16 protein-coding genes and 1 pseudogene are annotated in these 16,048 nt (G+C 68.2%); 14 read left to right on the top strand and 3 right to left on the bottom strand.

The window, feature by feature from the left end; all coding sequences use genetic code 11:
• A pseudogene (locus AC1Q7Q_RS28015) lies at positions 1 to 922 on the bottom strand (ATP-binding protein); the annotation flags it as partial.
• A gap of 463 nt (positions 923 to 1,385) precedes the next feature.
• Between AC1Q7Q_RS28015 and AC1Q7Q_RS28010 the strand changes: the two are divergent.
• A complete protein-coding gene (locus tag AC1Q7Q_RS28010) occupies positions 1,386 to 1,991 on the top strand; it encodes a response regulator (RefSeq protein WP_174425785.1) in 606 nt (201 codons plus the stop codon).
• 156 nt (positions 1,992 to 2,147) lie between these two features.
• Positions 2,148 to 2,591, top strand: coding sequence for a nucleoside deaminase (locus tag AC1Q7Q_RS28005; protein ID WP_492371870.1), 444 nt, complete (start codon positions 2,148 to 2,150; stop codon positions 2,589 to 2,591).
• Between the two features lie 163 nt (positions 2,592 to 2,754).
• Here the strand turns inward: AC1Q7Q_RS28005 and cynS are convergent, their stop codons facing one another.
• A complete protein-coding gene (gene cynS, locus AC1Q7Q_RS28000; RefSeq protein WP_492371871.1) occupies positions 2,755 to 3,198 on the bottom strand; it encodes a cyanase in 444 nt (147 codons plus the stop codon).
• 87 nt (positions 3,199 to 3,285) lie between these two features.
• The gene (locus tag AC1Q7Q_RS27995) at positions 3,286 to 3,411 is read right to left on the bottom strand and encodes a hypothetical protein (RefSeq protein WP_492371872.1); all 126 of its coding nucleotides are present in this window, start codon (positions 3,409 to 3,411) and stop codon (positions 3,286 to 3,288) included.
• A gap of 455 nt (positions 3,412 to 3,866) precedes the next feature.
• Here AC1Q7Q_RS27995 and AC1Q7Q_RS27990 point away from each other — a divergent pair, with 455 nt between their 5' ends.
• The 12 genes from AC1Q7Q_RS27990 (at position 3,867) to AC1Q7Q_RS27935 (ending at position 16,017) form a co-directional block, all read left to right on the top strand.
• Positions 3,867 to 4,058: a DUF4089 domain-containing protein gene (locus tag AC1Q7Q_RS27990; protein WP_492371873.1), complete on the top strand. Its 192-nt coding sequence runs from the start codon at positions 3,867 to 3,869 to the stop codon at positions 4,056 to 4,058.
• Complete coding sequence (locus AC1Q7Q_RS27985) at positions 4,055 to 5,467, top strand: AtzE family amidohydrolase (protein ID WP_492371874.1); 1,413 nt, start codon at positions 4,055 to 4,057, stop codon at positions 5,465 to 5,467. The genes AC1Q7Q_RS27990 and AC1Q7Q_RS27985 overlap by 4 nt, the downstream gene beginning before the upstream one ends.
• Positions 5,464 to 6,171 (top strand): GntR family transcriptional regulator, encoded by a 708-nt coding sequence (locus AC1Q7Q_RS27980; RefSeq protein ID WP_492371952.1) that lies wholly within the window; start codon positions 5,464 to 5,466, stop codon positions 6,169 to 6,171. The genes AC1Q7Q_RS27985 and AC1Q7Q_RS27980 overlap by 4 nt, the downstream gene beginning before the upstream one ends.
• Before the next feature lie 86 nt (positions 6,172 to 6,257).
• On the top strand, positions 6,258 to 7,250 hold the full coding sequence (locus tag AC1Q7Q_RS27975; protein ID WP_492371875.1) for an ABC transporter substrate-binding protein: 993 nt from the start codon (positions 6,258 to 6,260) through the stop codon (positions 7,248 to 7,250).
• A gap of 1 nt (position 7,251) precedes the next feature.
• Positions 7,252 to 8,016, top strand: a complete 765-nt coding sequence (locus AC1Q7Q_RS27970) for an ABC transporter permease (RefSeq protein WP_492371876.1) — start codon at positions 7,252 to 7,254, stop codon at positions 8,014 to 8,016.
• On the top strand, positions 8,013 to 8,846 hold the full coding sequence (locus tag AC1Q7Q_RS27965; protein WP_492371877.1) for an ABC transporter ATP-binding protein: 834 nt from the start codon (positions 8,013 to 8,015) through the stop codon (positions 8,844 to 8,846). Before AC1Q7Q_RS27970 ends, AC1Q7Q_RS27965 begins: the two co-directional genes overlap by 4 nt.
• A 499-nt stretch (positions 8,847 to 9,345) precedes the next feature.
• Entirely contained in the window at positions 9,346 to 9,678 is a 333-nt protein-coding gene (locus AC1Q7Q_RS27960) for a hypothetical protein (RefSeq protein ID WP_492371878.1), read from the top strand.
• A 231-nt stretch (positions 9,679 to 9,909) separates the two neighbouring features.
• Positions 9,910 to 11,334: a mannose-1-phosphate guanylyltransferase/mannose-6-phosphate isomerase gene (locus AC1Q7Q_RS27955; protein ID WP_492371879.1), complete on the top strand. Its 1,425-nt coding sequence runs from the start codon at positions 9,910 to 9,912 to the stop codon at positions 11,332 to 11,334.
• Positions 11,321 to 12,541, top strand: a complete 1,221-nt coding sequence (gene gmd, locus AC1Q7Q_RS27950; RefSeq protein WP_492371880.1) for a GDP-mannose 4,6-dehydratase — start codon at positions 11,321 to 11,323, stop codon at positions 12,539 to 12,541. Before AC1Q7Q_RS27955 ends, gmd begins: the two co-directional genes overlap by 14 nt.
• Positions 12,534 to 13,580, top strand: a complete 1,047-nt coding sequence (locus AC1Q7Q_RS27945) for a GDP-L-fucose synthase family protein (protein WP_492371953.1) — start codon at positions 12,534 to 12,536, stop codon at positions 13,578 to 13,580. The genes gmd and AC1Q7Q_RS27945 overlap by 8 nt, the downstream gene beginning before the upstream one ends.
• Position 13,581: 1 nt before the next feature.
• On the top strand, positions 13,582 to 14,682 hold the full coding sequence (locus tag AC1Q7Q_RS27940; protein WP_492371881.1) for a glycosyltransferase: 1,101 nt from the start codon (positions 13,582 to 13,584) through the stop codon (positions 14,680 to 14,682).
• Positions 14,683 to 14,754: 72 nt separating this feature from the next.
• On the top strand, positions 14,755 to 16,017 hold the full coding sequence (locus AC1Q7Q_RS27935) for a glycosyltransferase WbuB (protein ID WP_492371882.1): 1,263 nt from the start codon (positions 14,755 to 14,757) through the stop codon (positions 16,015 to 16,017).
• Positions 16,018 to 16,048 lie beyond the last annotated feature (31 nt).

Raw genomic sequence — 16,048 nt, 5'->3', positions numbered from 1 at the left:
CGGCAGGAACCCCCCCCACCATTTTTCCTTGTTCGGCCGATGCGGCGAGTTGTCCCCCCCCGATGAACTGCCTGACCTGGAAGAACATCACCAGCACGGTGACCATGCCGGCGATCGCGATCCCGGCGCGCAAGCGGTCGTGATAGCTGGCAAGGGCCGCATCGCTGCTGATGCCTGCCAGCACCGCGAGATTGCGCCCGGGCAAGCGCTGGATAGCGTAGATACGGCGAACGCCATCCAACCCGCCAACGGCTGTGATGAGGCTGTCCTGCGCGCTGGCCAGCACCCCGCGCAACGCGGAGCCGGGCATCAGCACCTGACCCGGCTGGCTGCTTTCCTGGCTCCAGCGCGCGCGCACCACGAAGTCGTCCGTGCCCGCCAGCAGCACGGTGCCGGACTCCCCCAGGCCCGCCTTGGCGTAGACCCTCGACAGGTAGCCGGGGTCGAGCGACACCACCACCACGCCCGAGAAGCGGCCATCCTTGGCGCCCACGATGCCCCGGGACAATGGCATGGACCAGTGGCCGCTGACACGCCCGACAAGGGGCATGCCGACATACAGCGACGGCAGCGCGCGGCTCTCGTGCACGCGGAAATACTGGCGGTCGCTCAGGTCCGCCGACTCGAAGCCCGCGCTGGTGGATGCGCGCAGCCTGCCGGCGCGGTCGAGCACGGATACTTCGAGAAAGGGGGCGACGGCAAGGTAGCCGCCACGCTTCCATTGCGCCAGCGGCAGCGCGGGCCCGCGCTCCACCACGGCGCCACCAACGAGCGATGCGATCTGGTCGGCCTCGGCCAGCGTGCGCTCGGCGTGCTCGCCGAGCAGCCCGGCCACGCGGGCCAGGCCGGCATGCACGTGCCGCAATTCGGCCGCGCGGTCCCATAGCCCCAAGCCGGCGAGCGCGCACCAGATGCAGGCCACGATGACAATGCCTGACCAGAACGGGCGTCTCGCGGAGCGATGCGCACCTGCCAATACCTGTCGGTAGATTTCCAGCCTCATGGGAAAGCTACCAAAAAACGAATATATTGTTCATCACAGCCGTGAATCGCAGCCTTCGATACTAGTCAGCGCGTGCGTGCGCCCCGCGCACCCCCCGGGTGCCGCTGCCTGAAGGCAGCCTGCTTGCGGCAAAACTTCACAGTATGATCTATTCGGCTGCGCCAGTCCGCTCGCACTGGCCCATCGCCCCGGGATATCCGGCGTAGCCGGCCAGGTGCATCGCGAAGCGTTAACTTCAACGGTTCAGCGAGGCTTTATCATAATTGCGTGTTTTCCTGGCATTAAGTTGCGCTTAGGCAGCTTTCCGAAGAATAATGAAAACAATACGATACGTAACGCCGCAGCCTCGCCCGGCGCGCGTTGCGTCAGTTGAAGAGGCCATATGACCGATCTGCGCTTTTATTCCACCAGGACCGCTGCCGAGATGCTGGGCGTCTCCCTGCGCACGGTCCAGCTCTGGGTCGAAAATGGCCGGCTGCCCGCGTGGAAGACTGACGGCGGACATCGCAGGATCCCGGCCGATTCGGTCGACCGCATGGTGGCCGACCAGCGCAGCCAGACCGCCGCACCCACGACAGCGGCAGCCGCCCCGGCGGGAAGGGCGTTTCGCGTACTGCTGGTGGAAGACGACGAGCACCTGCTGCAGATTTACCGCATGGCGCTGGAAACCCTCAACCCGTCGGTCGAAATACTCGAGGCCACGAACGGATACGACGGCCTGCTGCTCATTGGCAGCAGCAAACCCGACCTTGTCCTCCTGGATCTGATCATGCCTGGCATCGATGGCTTCCGCCTGTGCAGGACCATCGACGCGCAGCAGGAGTTTGCCGCCACACGCATCGTCGTGGTGACCTCGCTGGACAAGCATGCCATTGCGGACCGCGGCGGTATTCCCGGGCATATCCGTGTCTTTTCCAAGCCAATCCCGATGTCCGTGCTGCAGTCGCTGGTGGTGACCTTGCAGGTCGGCCCTGGCACGCCAGCCTAGGATTTGGGCAGGCGCAATGGCGGGATTCAGCGTCGCCATTGTATATCATTTTTTTCAAATACCATGATGCGCCAGGTTTCATATTTACGCGCATCGCGTGCGGTAAAGGGCGGTCTGCTTCTGCCCTAGCCACACTCCCCCTCCCGGAGATCCCCCATGTCTATGCATGAACAACACCTGCGGGAAGCTGTACGCCTGGCACACGCCAATCGCGCACGCGGCGGCCGCCCCTTTGGCGCGGTGCTCACGCTCGATGGCGAGCAGGTGGCGACCGGCGTCAACGACATCGTGCACAGCTTCGACCCCACCACGCACGCGGAGATGCAGGCCATCCGCGCCGCGTGCCGCAAGCTCGGCCGGCCGAGCCTCAAGGGTGCCGTGGTGTACGCCAGCGGCCATCCGTGCCCGATGTGCCTGGCCGCGTTGATCATGACCGGCGTGCAGGCGGTGTACTACGCCTTCGACAATGCCGACGCCGCGCCCTACGGGCTTTCGAGCGAGGCCGCCTACCAGGCGCTGCGCCTGCCGCTGGATCCGCCGCCGCTGCCGCTCACCCGCCTGCCGGCAGGGATGACAGCAGCGCAACTGTATGGGGCATAGGGCGAAAGCCATGCGCAAAAACGGGCCGCAAATGCAAAGCGTACCCGTTTCTGCGTGATCCACAGAACCCGCTCCGTACCCGTTTCTGCGTGATTTTCAGCAGGCCGGAACAGGGGGCGTACCCGTTTCTGCGTGGCGCAAGGCGCCTGGGTGCCAGCCCCGGTCAGTAGGTTTTGTAGGGCAGGAACTTGCCCGACATCTCGATCTTCACGCGATCGCCATTCGGATCGGCCTCGCGCTGCAGGTCCATGCGGAAATCGATCGCGCTCATGATGCCGTCTCCAAACTCTTCATGGATCAGCGCCTTGAAGGTCGTCCCGTAGATGCTGACCAGTTCATAGAAGCGGTAGATCAGCGGATCGCTCGGCACGGGAGTGGGCAGCGAGCCCTTGTATGGCACGGTGCGCAGCCACGGCTCGGCCTCCGGCGGCAAGCCGAAGATCTCCATCACGGCCTGCGCGCCGGGCGCGTCGAAGGCCATCTGGCCCAGGCACGCGGCGGTCGTCCACTCCTTGCTCTTGCCGACCTTCTCGGCCACATCGGACCACCTGATGCCTTTGGTGACCTTGGCTTCGATGATCAGGTCGGTGATATCGCTGCGATTCATTTGTGCTCCTCTGGTTTCTGGATTGGCTTTGGGGGGACTTTTGGGGGGACGGATGCCAAGACGGGGCGGCACTAGCGCCGGACGATGTCAGGGAAGCCCGTCCAGCCGCGTGCAAACCGCGGTGCGCGCGTTGTCGTATCGCACCAGCGCGGCAAAGGACGTAGCACCCGGCACGAGGGCCTGCAGCGCCAACACGACAAGAAGGATCGGCATCGCACCTCCACAGGTTCACGCGCACTAGATGGTGACGCGTCCGGCACGCCTCAGGCACACATCAGGCAATGTCACCGCGTGCCAGTGTGGATCGGTGCGCGCATCACCAGAATGACCACGCGCGCGCCCTCCGTGACAAAGCGCTCCGCGCAAGGTTCATGCCACTGCGCAGGACACTGGACGCCTCGCCAGGTGGTGCCTGCAAGCGCAGGCGCTACGCACAGGCGCACCAAGGCCGCTGCGGCGCACGCACTGCCGCGGTGAATCACGCCGCGCGTGCGCACCTGGCATTGCACCCTCGCCCCCAAGCGGTGCAGCGCGGCGGGTGGAATCCTGCCGCACGCCGTGCATCGCGTCGCGCCGCACGTGGCACAGCCATTGCTTGCATACAAGATCGCATACAAGCAGGGCACAACGGCCGCAGCCTGAGACCCGCGAATTCCCGGAGAAACGCCATGACCCAATTTTGCGACGAGACGCTGGCGCACTACGCCCGCAGCGCGCTCAAGCTGCACGGGCTGGAGCTGCCCAAGGACGCCGAGACGCGCGTGATCGAACAATTCCTGCGCGTGGCCGCGATAGCAGCGCCCATGCTGGCGCACCCGCTGGATGCGCACGATGAGCCAGCTCCGGTGTACCGGCCATGAGCGCGCGCGATCCCGTGTTCGAATCCGCGCTGGCGATCCGCAGTGACATCGACACCGGCGCGCGCAGCGCGCTGGATGTGGCCACCGCCACGCTCGCGCGCATCGAGGCCTGCGACCCGCTGCTGCACGCCTTCACCGCCGTGACGCGCGAGCGCGCGCTGGGCGAGGCGCGCCGCGTCGATGCGCTGCGCGCCCAGGGCGCGCGGCTGCCGCCGCTGGCGGGCGTGCCCTATGCAGTGAAGAATCTGTTCGACGTGGCGGACCTCACCACGCTGGCGGGCTCTCGCGTGCTGGCCGGCGCCGCACCGGCCCGGCGCGACGCGGTGCTGGTTTCGCGCATGCGCGAGGCGGGCGCGGTGCTGGTGGGCACGCTCAACATGGACGAGTTCGCCTACGGCTTCACCACCGAGAACGCGCATCGGGGCACCTGCCGCAATCCACACGACCTGGCCCGGGTGGCGGGCGGCTCCTCCGGCGGCAGCGCGGCGGCGGTGGCCGCGGGCCTGGTGCCGCTGTCGCTCGGCTCGGACACCAATGGCTCGATCCGCGTGCCGGCGGCGCTCACCGGCATCTTCGGGCTCAAGCCCACCTATGGGCGGCTGTCCCGCCGCGGCAGCTATCCGTTCGTGCACAGCCTGGACCACGTCGGCCCCTTCGCGCGCTCGGTGGCGGACCTCGCGGCGGCCTACGATATGCTGCAGTTCGCCGACACCCGGGATCCGGCCTGTGCGCGCCGCCCGCTCGAAGCGGTCAGTGGGCAGGCGCCGATACGCGTGCGCGCGGCACGCCTGGGCGGCTACTTCGACGACATGGCCGGAGCCGATGCACGCGCCGCCGCGCAGCGCGTGGCCGATGCGCTTGAAGCCACGGGCGTGATCCATCTGCCGGGCGCGGCAGCCGCGCGCTCGGCCGCCTTCGTCATCACCGGCACCGAGGGCGGGCACCTGCACCGCGAGCATCTGCGGCACCAGTACGCGCAGATGGAGCCGCTCTCGCGCGACCGCCTGGCCGCCGGACTGGTGCTGCCGGCCGCCTGGTATGTGCGCGCACAGCAAGTGCGCGCGGCCTTTCGCCAGGAACTGCTCGACGCCTTCACGCGCACCGAGCTGCTGATCGCCCCGGCCACGCCGGTGGCTGCGCCGCTGGCCGGACAGGAGAACATCGAGATCAACGGCCAGGTGCTGCCAGCGCGCGCCAGCCTGGGCCTGCTGACCCAGCCCATCTCGTGCATCGGCCTGCCGGTGCTCACGGTGCCGCTGGCCGGCCCCGACGGCCTGCCGCTAGGCGTGCAACTGATCGCGCCGCCGTGGCGCGAGGACCTGGCCTTTGCCGCCGCCCAGGCGCTGGAGGCCGTGGGCGTGGCGGCGTGCCCGAGGCCATCCGCATTGCTCGCGCGGGCCGCGGCATGAGCGGCGCCGAGGTCCGTGTGGTCTCGCGCGCCGAAGCGGTCTACGCGCAGCTGCGCGACGACATCTTCGAGTTCCGGATGCTTCCCGGCGACCGCTTCACCGAAGGCGAGATCGCCCAGCGCCTGGGCGTGTCGCGCACGCCGGTGCGCGAGGCGCTGTTGCGGCTGCAATCCGACGCGCTGGTGCAGGTGTATTTCCGCAGCGGCTGGGAGGTGGTGCCACTGGATTTCACACGTTTCGACGAGCTCTACGAGCTGCGCAAGCTGATCGAGGTCAACGCCGTGCGCATGCTGTGCACGCACGCCACGCCCACGGTGGATCACGGCGCGCTGGCCCAGCTTGCGCAGTTCTGGCAGGTGCCGCAGGACGCGCGCCTGGACGACGGCCGCCTGGTGGCGCAGCACGATGAGGCCTTTCACGCGGCACTGGTAGCGGCGGCGGGCAATCGCGAAATCGCCAGCGTGCACCGGCAGGTGACCGAGCGCATCCGCATCATCCGCCGGCTCGATTTCACCTACGCCGCGCGCGTGACCGCCACCTACGACGAGCACGCCGCCATCCTGCGCGAGATCCAGCGCCAGCGCGCGGAGCAGGCCGTGCTGCTGCTGTCCAGCCATATTGAAGAAAGCCGCGCCGAAGTGCGCAAGATCACGCTGCACCGCTTGCAGACGATACGCACCGACGGCGCGCGCGCACGCGCCTGACATGCACCGAGATAGCACCGCATAGGCGCGGCACTCCCCGGCGTCTCCCGATTTTGTCCCTCCACTCCTTTCGTCGCGAGATCAACATGACCGATTCACGCTTCAACCCACGCCGCCGCCTCGCCCTGCGCCAGAGCCTTGCCGCCGGCGCGATGCTGGCCGCGCCTGCCATCGTGCGCGCGCAGGCGCCGAAGATCCGCCTGGGCTTCTGGCCGATCGCCGGCGGCATCCCGCTGTACGCGGGCATCGAGACGGGGCTGTTCAAGCGGGCCGGCCTGGAGGTGGAGGCCGTGAAGTTCGCCAGCGCGCAGCAGGTGGTGGAAGCCATGATCGCCGGGCGCATCGAGGGCTCGGCCAACGGCACGGCTTCCGCGGCGCTAGGCCTGGGCGAGATCACCTCGCCCGGCCTGTGCAAGATCTTTGCCGCCAACCCGTCCAACGCTACGCTGCTGCTCGATGAAATCCTGGTGGCCAAGGACAGCCCCTTCAAGACCCTGGCCGAGCTCAAGGGCAAGCGCATCGGCTGCGGCCCCGGCATCCAGAACGTGACGCTGGCCAAGGTGATCTTCGAGAAGAACGGCTACGCCGACGTCAAACCCGTCGAGTTGCCGGTAGGCCAGCACGTGGCCGCACTCGCCGCGGGCCAGCTCGACGCGGTCTACACGCTGGAACCCACCGGCACCGTGGGCCGCCTCAACGGCACCTGCCGCGCGCTGGAGTACGGCGTGATCTCGCGCTACGTGCTGGGCAACGCCAGCCTGCCGTGGTTTGGCGGCTCGGCTTCGCTGACCTCGGCCTTCCTCTCGTCCAGCCCTGAGTTGTCGAAACGCTTTATCGCCGCCTACGGCCAGGCCATCGACATGGTGCGCAAGGACCCCGTCAAGGTGCGCCCCTTCCTGAAGGGCTACACCAGCATCGACGACCAGCTGGCCAGGGAAGTGCCGCTGCCCGGCTTCACGCTCTACAACGAGTTCAAGCCGGCCGATATCGAGGCCTTCCAGAAATTCTTCGACGTCTTCCACGACCGCAAGTTGTTTGCCCGCCGGGTGCCGGTGGCGGACATGCTCTACCGGGGCTGACATGCGTGCATCCAACCTGGCGCCGCGGCTGCTGCCGCTGATCGGCCCACTGGCGCTGCTGGCGCTGTGGCAAGCAGCGGTGTCGGCCAAATGGGTCAACCCGGTGCTGCTGCCATCGCCGGCGGCAACGCTCGGGGTACTGTTCACAAGCGTTGCCGACGGGTCCATCAACGCGGACCTGCTGGCCACCGTGTCGCGCACCTTCTACGCCTTTGCGATCGCCGCGGTGATCGGCGTGCCGCTGGGCGTGGCGCTGGGCAGCTCGGTCCCGGCCTATCGCAGCGTGGAATTCCTGATCGACTTCTTCCGCTCCACGCCGTCATCCGCGCTGATCCCGCTGTTCATGCTGCTGTTCGGCCTGTCGGATGCGAACAAGATCGCCATTGCCGCCTTCGCGGCGGTGCTGCTGATCCTGTTCAACAGTGCGTATGGCGTGATGAACGCCAGGAAGACGCGCGTGCTGGCGGTGCAGGCCATGGGCGTATCGAAGTGGCACGTGTTCAAGGACGTGCTGCTGATGGAGAGCCTGCCGCAGACCTTTGTCGGGCTGCGCACCGGCGTGTCGATGTCGCTGGTGATCGTGATCGTGGCGGAGATGTTCATCGGCTCGGACACAGGCCTTGGCCACCGCATCATCGATGCGCAGCAGGTCTTCAATATCCGCAGCATGTACGCCGCCATCCTGGTCACCGGCGCGCTTGGCTACGTGCTCAACCTGGCCTTCTTCATGCTGGAGAAGCGCTTTGTCCACTGGAGCGGCAAATGAGAGTCCTGCAATCGGGCGCCGGCGTGGCCGACGCGCCGCCGCCATCGGCGCTGGTGGCCGCTCCGGCCGGGCGCGAGGTCCATGTCACCATCCGCGGCCTGTCCAAGGCCTTCGGCGGCGTGCCGCTGTACCAGCATCTCGACCTGGACCTGCCGCGCGGCAAGATCGTCTCGATCTTCGGGCCCAATGGCTGCGGCAAGTCGACGCTGATCAACATGGTGGCCGGCCTGCTGCCGTTCGACCGGGGCGAGGTGCTGTTCGATGGCAAGACGCTGCGCCAGACCGTGATCGGCTACGTCTTCCAGAACTACCGGGACGCCCTGCTGCCGTGGATCTCCGCGCGCGACAACGTGGCCTACCCACTGCGCCGCAAAGGCATGCCGGAGGCACAGGCCAAGGCCCGCACCGAGGAGCTGCTGCGCACCTTCGACGTGCGCTTCGACGTCAACCGCTTTCCCTATGAGCTCTCGGGCGGGCAGCAGCAGCTGATCTGCATCATGCGCGCGCTGGCGCCGCGGCCCGAGGTGCTGTTCCTCGACGAACCCTTTTCTGCGTTGGATTTCGAGACCACCCTGTTCATTCGCGACAAGCTCCAGGAGGTACAGCTGGCGGAGGGCACCACCATGGTGATCGTCTCGCACGACCTGGAAGACGCAGTCTTCCTGGCCGACCGCATCCTGCTGCTGACGCGCCGGCCCACGCGCGTGGCCGAGGCGATCGACTTCGACATGCCGCGCCCGCGCGATGCGCAGGCGGTGGCCGATCCGCGCTTCATCGCCACCCGCGCGCATGCGCTGGCAGTGTTCCAGCGCGAGGTGCGGGCACGCTGAGACGCGTGCAAACGGGCCGCTGCACAGGCAAATCTTTGCGAGAGTTATTTCCGATGTAACGCCACATTACGGGACCGGCCACGGTCCCGTTTTCTTTTCGAGGCTGCGGCCGGCCCCGCGCCATCACCCGTGCGCCCAATGCCGGCAAGGCCTGGCGGGTGACGTGCAAGGGCCCGGAAAGCCTCGCCAAAGGTGAAGCCGAGGCCCTTGAAAGTGTGATTGCGCCTTACAAGTGCAAGCACACCGGCGCGGGCCCGATGGCTACAGTGAGGCCATGTTCAACGCGAAGCCAGTCACGGAGTCCCCAACATGAAACGCGCCATCGCCCTGGTTGTCCTGCTCTGCTCCGCAGCGTCCCTGCTGTCCGCCTGCATCGTGGTGCCCCCGCGTGGCGGCCCGCCGCCGTACCGTTACCACGACCGCTATTGAGCGGCTGCAGGTAACACGCACGCGCCGCCCCCGAAATCCAATGCATCGCTCGCACCCCTGGAGTTGAACCATGAAACGCCAACTGCTGCTCGCCCTCACTACCCTTGCCGCCGGCGCCGCGCTTGGCCTGATCTCGCCGGCCCAGGCCCAGGCCTATCCCCCGGGCTACCACGGCAGCCCGCACATGCGCCCCGCGCCGCCCCCGCCGCGCTATGAACCGCGCCCGCCGGGCCGCCCTGGCCAGGCATGGGTGCCGGGACACTGGAACGCCAACGGCGGCAGCTATGCCTGGCGCGGCGGCTACTGGCAGCGCGAACGCCCGGGTCACCGCTATGTGCCCGAGCGCTGGGTGCAAAGCCCGCACGGCGGCTGGGTGATGCGGCCCGGCTACTGGACCCGCTAAACCGGCCGAGCCGTCCCGGCAAGGTAGCCACGTACGCCGTCCCGCCTTGCGCGCGGACGGCGTTTTTTTTGTGCTTGCATAGCGCACCCGTCACGCCGCGCCAGCGCGCCATCGAGTGTGTGCTAGCCAACAGTCCCCCCCTGTGGCCCGGCATTACAGTCACTTCACTACCCGTCACCCGGCTCGCCACGAACGCGAGCCAGGCTTCGTGCTGCGTGAAGGAGACATGCCATGGCAGACGACAAGCAGATCGTACCGGTCATCCTGTGTGGCGGAGCGGGCTCGCGGCTGTGGCCGTTGTCGCGCGACGGCTATCCCAAGCAGTTCCTGCGCCTGCTCGGACAAGACTCGCTGCTGCAGGACACCCTGTTGCGGGTGCGGGAGATTCCCGGTGCGCAAGCCCCAATCCTGGTCAGCAACGAAGCGCACCGTTTCGTGGTGGCCGAGCAAGCGCGGGAGGCTGGCTGCGCGTTGTCCGCCATCGTGCTCGAGCCGCATCCGCGCAATACCGCGCCCGCCGCGGCGGTGGCCGCGCTGCAAGCGCGCAGCGGCGGCGCGGACCCGGTGCTGCTGGTGCTGCCTTCCGATCACCTGATCCGCGACCGCGCCGCCTTCACGCAGACCGTGTGCCAGGCCAGCGCCGTGGCCGCAACGGGCGTGGTGGTGACGCTGGGCGTGGTGCCCACGTTTGCCGCCACCGGCTACGGCTATATCAAGGCAGTGCCCAGCAATACGGCCGACTTGCTGTCGGTCGCGCGCTTCGTCGAGAAGCCCTCGCTGGAAATGGCCACCGGCTACCTGCAGGAAGGCAACTGCTTCTGGAACAGCGGCATTTTCCTGTTCCGCGCCTCCGTCTATCTCGCCGCGCTGGAGCGGTTCGCCCCCGACATCCTGCTGGCCGCGCAGGAAGCGATGGTGCGCGGCCACCGCGACCTGGACTTCTTCCGGCTCGACACGGACGCCTTCGCCGCCTGCCGCTCCGACTCGATCGACTACGCCGTGATGGAGCACCTGCGTGACGCGCAAATGGCCCCGCTGTCCGCCGACTGGAGCGACGTGGGCTCCTGGGATGCGGTCTGGAAGGCCGCAGAGAAGACCGCCGATGGCAACGTGGCCATCGGCGACGTGGTCACGCACCACGCGCGGGGCTGCCTCGTCCACGCCTCGCACCGAATGGTGGCGGTCGCCGGCCTGGACGACGTGATGGTGGTGGAAACGCCGGACGTGGTGCTGGTGGTCCACAAGGATCACTGCCAGGACGTGAAGCAACTGGTGGAAACGGTACGCGCCCAGGGCCGCCCCGAGGCCACCCAGCATCGCAAGGTCTACCGGCCCTGGGGCGCCTACGACGCGGTGGACCACGGTACGCGCTACCAGGTCAAGCGCATCACGGTCAAACCCGGCGCCAAGCTCTCGCTGCAACTGCATCACCACCGTGCCGAGCACTGGGTGGTGGTTTCCGGCACGGCGCGCGTGCGCCGCGGAGACGTCGAGTACCTGCTGACCGAAGACCAATCCACCTATATCCCGATCGGCGAGGCGCACAGCCTTGAAAACCCCGGCCGGATCCCGCTCGAACTGATCGAGATCCAGTCCGGCTCTTACCTTGGCGAAGACGACATCATCCGGATGGCAGATATCTATGGGCGCACATGATCTCGAACCCTTCGGCCGGCTTGCGACCACCGAGCTGCAGCCCGAAGCCAGCGGCAACACCGGCAGCGGCGGGGCGCAACGCCCGCGCCGCGCGCTGATCACTGGCATCACCGGCCAGGACGGCGCCTACCTGTGTGAGCTGCTGATTGCCAAAGGCTACGAGGTGCACGGCATCAAGCGCCGCAGTTCGCTGTTCAACACCGAGCGCATCGACCACCTGTACCAGGATCCGCAAGCGTCCAGGCGCAGCCTGATCCTGCATCACGGCGACATGACCGACACCGCCAGCCTGGTGCGGGTGGTACAGCAATCGCAACCTGACGAAATCTACAACCTGGCGGCGCAAAGCCACGTGCAGGTGTCGTTCGAGGAACCGGAATACACCGCCAACACGGATGCGCTGGGCACGCTGCGCCTGCTCGAAGCCGTGCGCATCCTTGGCCTGGAGAAGCAAACGCGCTTCTACCAGGCGTCCACATCCGAGCTGTACGGCCTGGTGCAGGCAACACCGCAGAAGGAGACCACGCCGTTCTACCCGCGCAGCCCCTATGCGGCCGCCAAGTTGTACGCCTACTGGATCACGGTGAACTATCGCGAGGCCTACGGCATGTATGCCTGCAACGGCATCCTGTTCAACCACGAGAGCCCGGTGCGCGGCGAGACCTTTGTCACGCGCAAGACCACGCGGGCGATGGCGCGCATCGTGCTGGGGCTGCAGGACACGCTCTATCTCGGCAACCTGTCGGCCCTGCGCGACTGGGGCCACGCGCGCGACTACGTGGAAATGCAGTGGCTGATGCTGCAGCAGGACAAAGCCGAGGACTATGTGATCGCCAGCGGCGAGCAGCACAGCGTGCGCGAGTTCGTGCAGCTGGCCGCCCTGGAGCTCGGCATCGCGGTGCGCTTCGAGGGCGAAGGCGCCGGCGAGGTGGGCGTGGTGGCGCACGTTGATGCCGCCACCTGCCCGGTGGCAGCGCGCTGCAAGCCAGGCGACACGATTGTGCGGGTGGACCCGCGCTACTTCCGACCGACCGAAGTCGAGACGTTGCTGGGCGACGCCAGCAAGGCGCGCGAACAGCTGGGCTGGTCGCCGCGCACGAGCTTTGGGGCGCTGGTGCGGGAAATGATGGAAGCGGACTTTGCCGCGGCGCGGCGCGATGCGTTCGTCAAGCTGGCTGGCTTCCGGGCCTATGACCATCATGAGTGACGCCGGCACCGCAGTGTCAAGCGACCCCACGCCGTCATCCGCATCCTTGCCAACGCGGCAATCGCGGGTGTTCGTGGCGGGCCACCGCGGCATGGTCGGCTCGGCCATCGTGCGTGCGCTGGACGCGCGTGGCCAGGCCGACATCATCACGCGCGGCCACACCGAGCTCGACCTCACCGACCAGCAGCAGGTGCGCGCGTTCTTCGCCACCCAGGGCATCGACACGGTCTACCTGGCAGCCGCGCGCGTAGGCGGCATCCACGCCAACCATACCTTTCCCGCCGAGTTCATCCAGCAGAACCTGATGATCGCCGCCATCGTCATCCACGAAGCCTGGCGCGCGGGCGTGAAGCGCCTGCTATTCCTCGGATCGAGCTGCATCTACCCGAAGTTCGCACCCCAGCCCATCAGCGAGGCCGCGCTGCTTACCGGGCCGCTGGAGCCCACCAACGCCCCCTACGCCCTGGCCAAGATCGCAGGCATTGCGCTGTGCGAGAGCTACAACCGCCAGTACGGCACCGACTACCGCAGCGTGATGCCGACCAACCTCTACGGCCCGGGCGACAACTATCACCCCGACAACAGCCACGTGATACCGGGCCTGCTGCGGCGCTTCCACGAAGCCGGCATGGCCCACGCCCAGCACGTGCCGGTGTGGGGCAGCGGCACGCCGCTGCGCGAGTTCCTCTACGCGGACGACCTGGCCGCGGCATGCCTGCATGTGATGGCGCTGGCCGAGGACGTGTACCGCCAGACCGCGCCGGCCGGATTCCTGAACGTGGGCAGCAGCGAGGAAGTCAGCGTGCGCGAACTGGCGGGGCTGGTGGCGCAGACCGTGGGCTTTCGCGGCGACATCGTCTTCGACAGCGGCAAGCCCGACGGCACACCGCGCAAGCGGCTCGACTGCACGGCCCTTGCCGCCACCGGCTGGCAACCGGCCGTGGCGCTGCGCGACGGCCTGCGCCTGGCCTACCTGGATGCACTGCAGAGCGGAAGGCTGGCGCATGGCACAGCACCGGCACAACACGTGGAGACCTGACATGAAACCCCTGCTCCGCCATCCCGACAAGCGCGCGCGGCCTCAGGCCACTGCGTCCGCAACGTCGGCTACCTCGGCTACCTCGGCAACCTCGGCCGCCAGCGGCGCGGCAGCGAGTCCCGGTGCGCTCTGGCCCGGACAGGTCATCTTTCCCACGGGCAGCGCGGATGCGGGCCTGTGGCGGCGCTGCCTGCAGCAGATGCGCGCCATCTCGCTCAGTCCCGGCGCGCTGGTGGTGCTGGCGGGCCAGAGCCGGCTGGAGAACTGGGCCATGCTGCTGGCCAGCATGGCGCTGGGGCGGCGACGCGCGGCCTTCTTCCACGGGGCCGCCTTTGCCAGCGTGCCTGGGCGAGTTGGCGCGCTGGCAGACGCGGTATTGCTGCGCCATTGCCAGGGCGTATTCGTCGGCAGCGAGCGCGGCTGCGCGCGCGCCATTGCCGCCGACGTTCCCCCGCGCAAGATCTTTGCCTGCCGCCCGCCAGCCGTGCTGCCGGACGGCTTCGATGCTGCCGCCGAACGGCGCGAGCGGGTCGAGCACGCTGCACCGCCGCATGCGCCGCATTTCCTGCATGTTGGCGCCCTCACGCACGATCCGGCCCTGGTGCTGCTGCTCTATGCCTTTGCCGGCGCGCGGCAGGCGTGGCCGGCGGCCACGCTATCGCTGGTGGGCACGGGCCGCGCCTATGGCCGGCTGCGCACCATGGCCGACGCGCTCGGGCTGGGGCCGTCGGTACGCTTCCTGGGCGCGATGGCGCCGGCCGACTTCGCCGTGGAGTACCGCAAGGCGAGCTGCCTGGTGCTGCCAGATGCCGCGCAGCGCTGGCATCCGCTGGTGCGCGAGGCACTGAGCTACGGCTGCCCGGTGGTGGTGAGCGTGAATAACGACGACGCCGGCGAACTGATACGCGACGGCGTCACCGGCCTGTATTTCAAGGCGGGCGACGCCGGTGCGCTGGCCAGGTGCCTGGTGCAGGTGCCCACGCGTTTTGCGGATGCCGCCGCCACCGCCGAGCGCTGCCAGGCCGCCGCGCTGGAGGACTCTCCCGCCTCCGCGGGCAGGGCCATGGCGGCTGGCTGCGTGCGGATCATGGCCGCGGACTAGACGCACGCCGCAGCGGGCGCGACAGCTGCGTACCCCAGACAGAGCATCGACGCCACTGACTTTACCGTTGCCATGAAGATACTCATGTACTGCCTGAACTATGCGCCCGAGCTGACCGGCATCGGCAAGTACACCTGCGAGCAGGCCGAGTGGCTGGCCGCGCGCGGCCATGAGGTGCGGGTAGTCACCGCACCGCCGTACTATCCGGCGTGGCGCGTGGGCGAGGGCTATCGCGCGTGGCAATACAGCCGCGAGCGGCGGCGCTGGGTGGAGGTGTATCGCGCGCCGCTGTGGGTACCGCGCAAGCCGGGCGGCATCACGCGGCTGCTGCACCTGGCGAGCTTTGCCGTATCCAGCCTGCCCAGCCTGATGGCCCAGTTGCGCTGGCGCCCGGATGTGCTGTTCGTGGTGGAGCCTCCCCTGATGTGCGCGCCGGCCGCTTTGCTGTTCGCACACTGGAGCGGCTGCAAGACCTGGCTGCATGTGCAGGACTATGAGATCGACGCGGCTTTTGCGCTGGGGCTGCTCCGCCGGCCCTGGCTGCGCCGCGTGGCGCGGCGCGTGGAGCATCAGTTGATGACGCGTTTTGACCGGGTCTCGTCGATCTCGCAGGCCATGGTCTCTCTGGCGCGTGGCAAGGGCACGGAGCCTGAGCGCGCGGCCTTGCTGCCCAACTGGGTCAACCTGTGGGAAATCGGCGCCGGCAGCGCCATGCTGGCGCGCCGCACGCTGGGCATTCCAGCTGATGCCGTGGTGGCGCTGTACTCAGGCAATATGGGCGCCAAGCAGGGGCTGGATGTCATGGCCGATGCCGCCCGCCTGCTCGATGGCCATGAACGCCTGCACTTCATCTTCTGCGGCGACGGCGCCGGGCGCCCCGCGCTGGAGGCCGCCTGCGCGGGGCTGCCACAGGTGCGCTTCCTGTCCCTGCAGCCCGCCGCCATGTTTGCCTCGCTGCTGGCCGCGGCCGACATTCACCTGCTGCCACAACGCGCCGGCGCCGCCGACCTGGTCATGCCCTCGAAGCTGACCGGCATGCTGGCCAGCGCTCGCCCGGTGGTCGCCACCGCGGAGCCGGACACGGAGCTTGGCCGCGTGGTTGCGCAATGCGGCGTGCTGGTGCCGCCTGGCGACGCGGCCGCGCTGGCCGCCGCCATCGACATGCTGGCTGCGCAGCCCGCCCTGCGCGCGCACCTGGGCGGCGCCGGCCGGCGCTGGGCCGAGCAGCACCTGGACCTCGACATGGTGCTGGGCGAATTGGAGAAGGCGCTGTTCGCGCTGATCAGGCACCAGCCCGCCGGCGCGCCCAGCACCGCCGGGGTCGGCAGCGAATAGCACACGCCACCGTTCAGGCGTTCAGACGTTC

The organism is Cupriavidus sp. GW823-FHT07A04, from assembly GCF_058794615.1.
This window is presented reverse-complemented; position numbering and strand designations above follow the sequence as displayed.

Excerpts from the sequence above, each read along its gene's own strand:
- cynS (WP_492371871.1), bottom strand. The coding sequence starts at position 3,198 with ATGAATCGCAGCGATATCACCGACCTGATCATCGAAGCCAAGGTCACC.
- gmd (WP_492371880.1), top strand. The coding sequence starts at position 11,321 with ATGGGCGCACATGATCTCGAACCCTTCGGCCGGCTTGCGACCACCGAG.
- AC1Q7Q_RS27985 (WP_492371874.1), top strand. The coding sequence starts at position 4,055 with ATGAGCGCGCGCGATCCCGTGTTCGAATCCGCGCTGGCGATCCGCAGT.
- AC1Q7Q_RS27990 (WP_492371873.1), top strand. The coding sequence starts at position 3,867 with ATGACCCAATTTTGCGACGAGACGCTGGCGCACTACGCCCGCAGCGCG.
- AC1Q7Q_RS27945 (WP_492371953.1), top strand. The coding sequence starts at position 12,534 with ATGAGTGACGCCGGCACCGCAGTGTCAAGCGACCCCACGCCGTCATCC.
- AC1Q7Q_RS28010 (WP_174425785.1), top strand. The coding sequence starts at position 1,386 with ATGACCGATCTGCGCTTTTATTCCACCAGGACCGCTGCCGAGATGCTG.
- AC1Q7Q_RS27960 (WP_492371878.1), top strand. The coding sequence starts at position 9,346 with ATGAAACGCCAACTGCTGCTCGCCCTCACTACCCTTGCCGCCGGCGCC.
- AC1Q7Q_RS27980 (WP_492371952.1), top strand. The coding sequence starts at position 5,464 with ATGAGCGGCGCCGAGGTCCGTGTGGTCTCGCGCGCCGAAGCGGTCTAC.
- AC1Q7Q_RS27975 (WP_492371875.1), top strand. The coding sequence starts at position 6,258 with ATGACCGATTCACGCTTCAACCCACGCCGCCGCCTCGCCCTGCGCCAG.
- AC1Q7Q_RS27955 (WP_492371879.1), top strand. The coding sequence starts at position 9,910 with ATGGCAGACGACAAGCAGATCGTACCGGTCATCCTGTGTGGCGGAGCG.
- AC1Q7Q_RS27940 (WP_492371881.1), top strand. The coding sequence starts at position 13,582 with ATGAAACCCCTGCTCCGCCATCCCGACAAGCGCGCGCGGCCTCAGGCC.
- AC1Q7Q_RS27965 (WP_492371877.1), top strand. The coding sequence starts at position 8,013 with ATGAGAGTCCTGCAATCGGGCGCCGGCGTGGCCGACGCGCCGCCGCCA.
- AC1Q7Q_RS27935 (WP_492371882.1), top strand. The coding sequence starts at position 14,755 with ATGAAGATACTCATGTACTGCCTGAACTATGCGCCCGAGCTGACCGGC.
- AC1Q7Q_RS27970 (WP_492371876.1), top strand. The coding sequence starts at position 7,252 with ATGCGTGCATCCAACCTGGCGCCGCGGCTGCTGCCGCTGATCGGCCCA.
- AC1Q7Q_RS27995 (WP_492371872.1), bottom strand. The coding sequence starts at position 3,411 with ATGCCGATCCTTCTTGTCGTGTTGGCGCTGCAGGCCCTCGTGCCGGGT.
- AC1Q7Q_RS28005 (WP_492371870.1), top strand. The coding sequence starts at position 2,148 with ATGTCTATGCATGAACAACACCTGCGGGAAGCTGTACGCCTGGCACAC.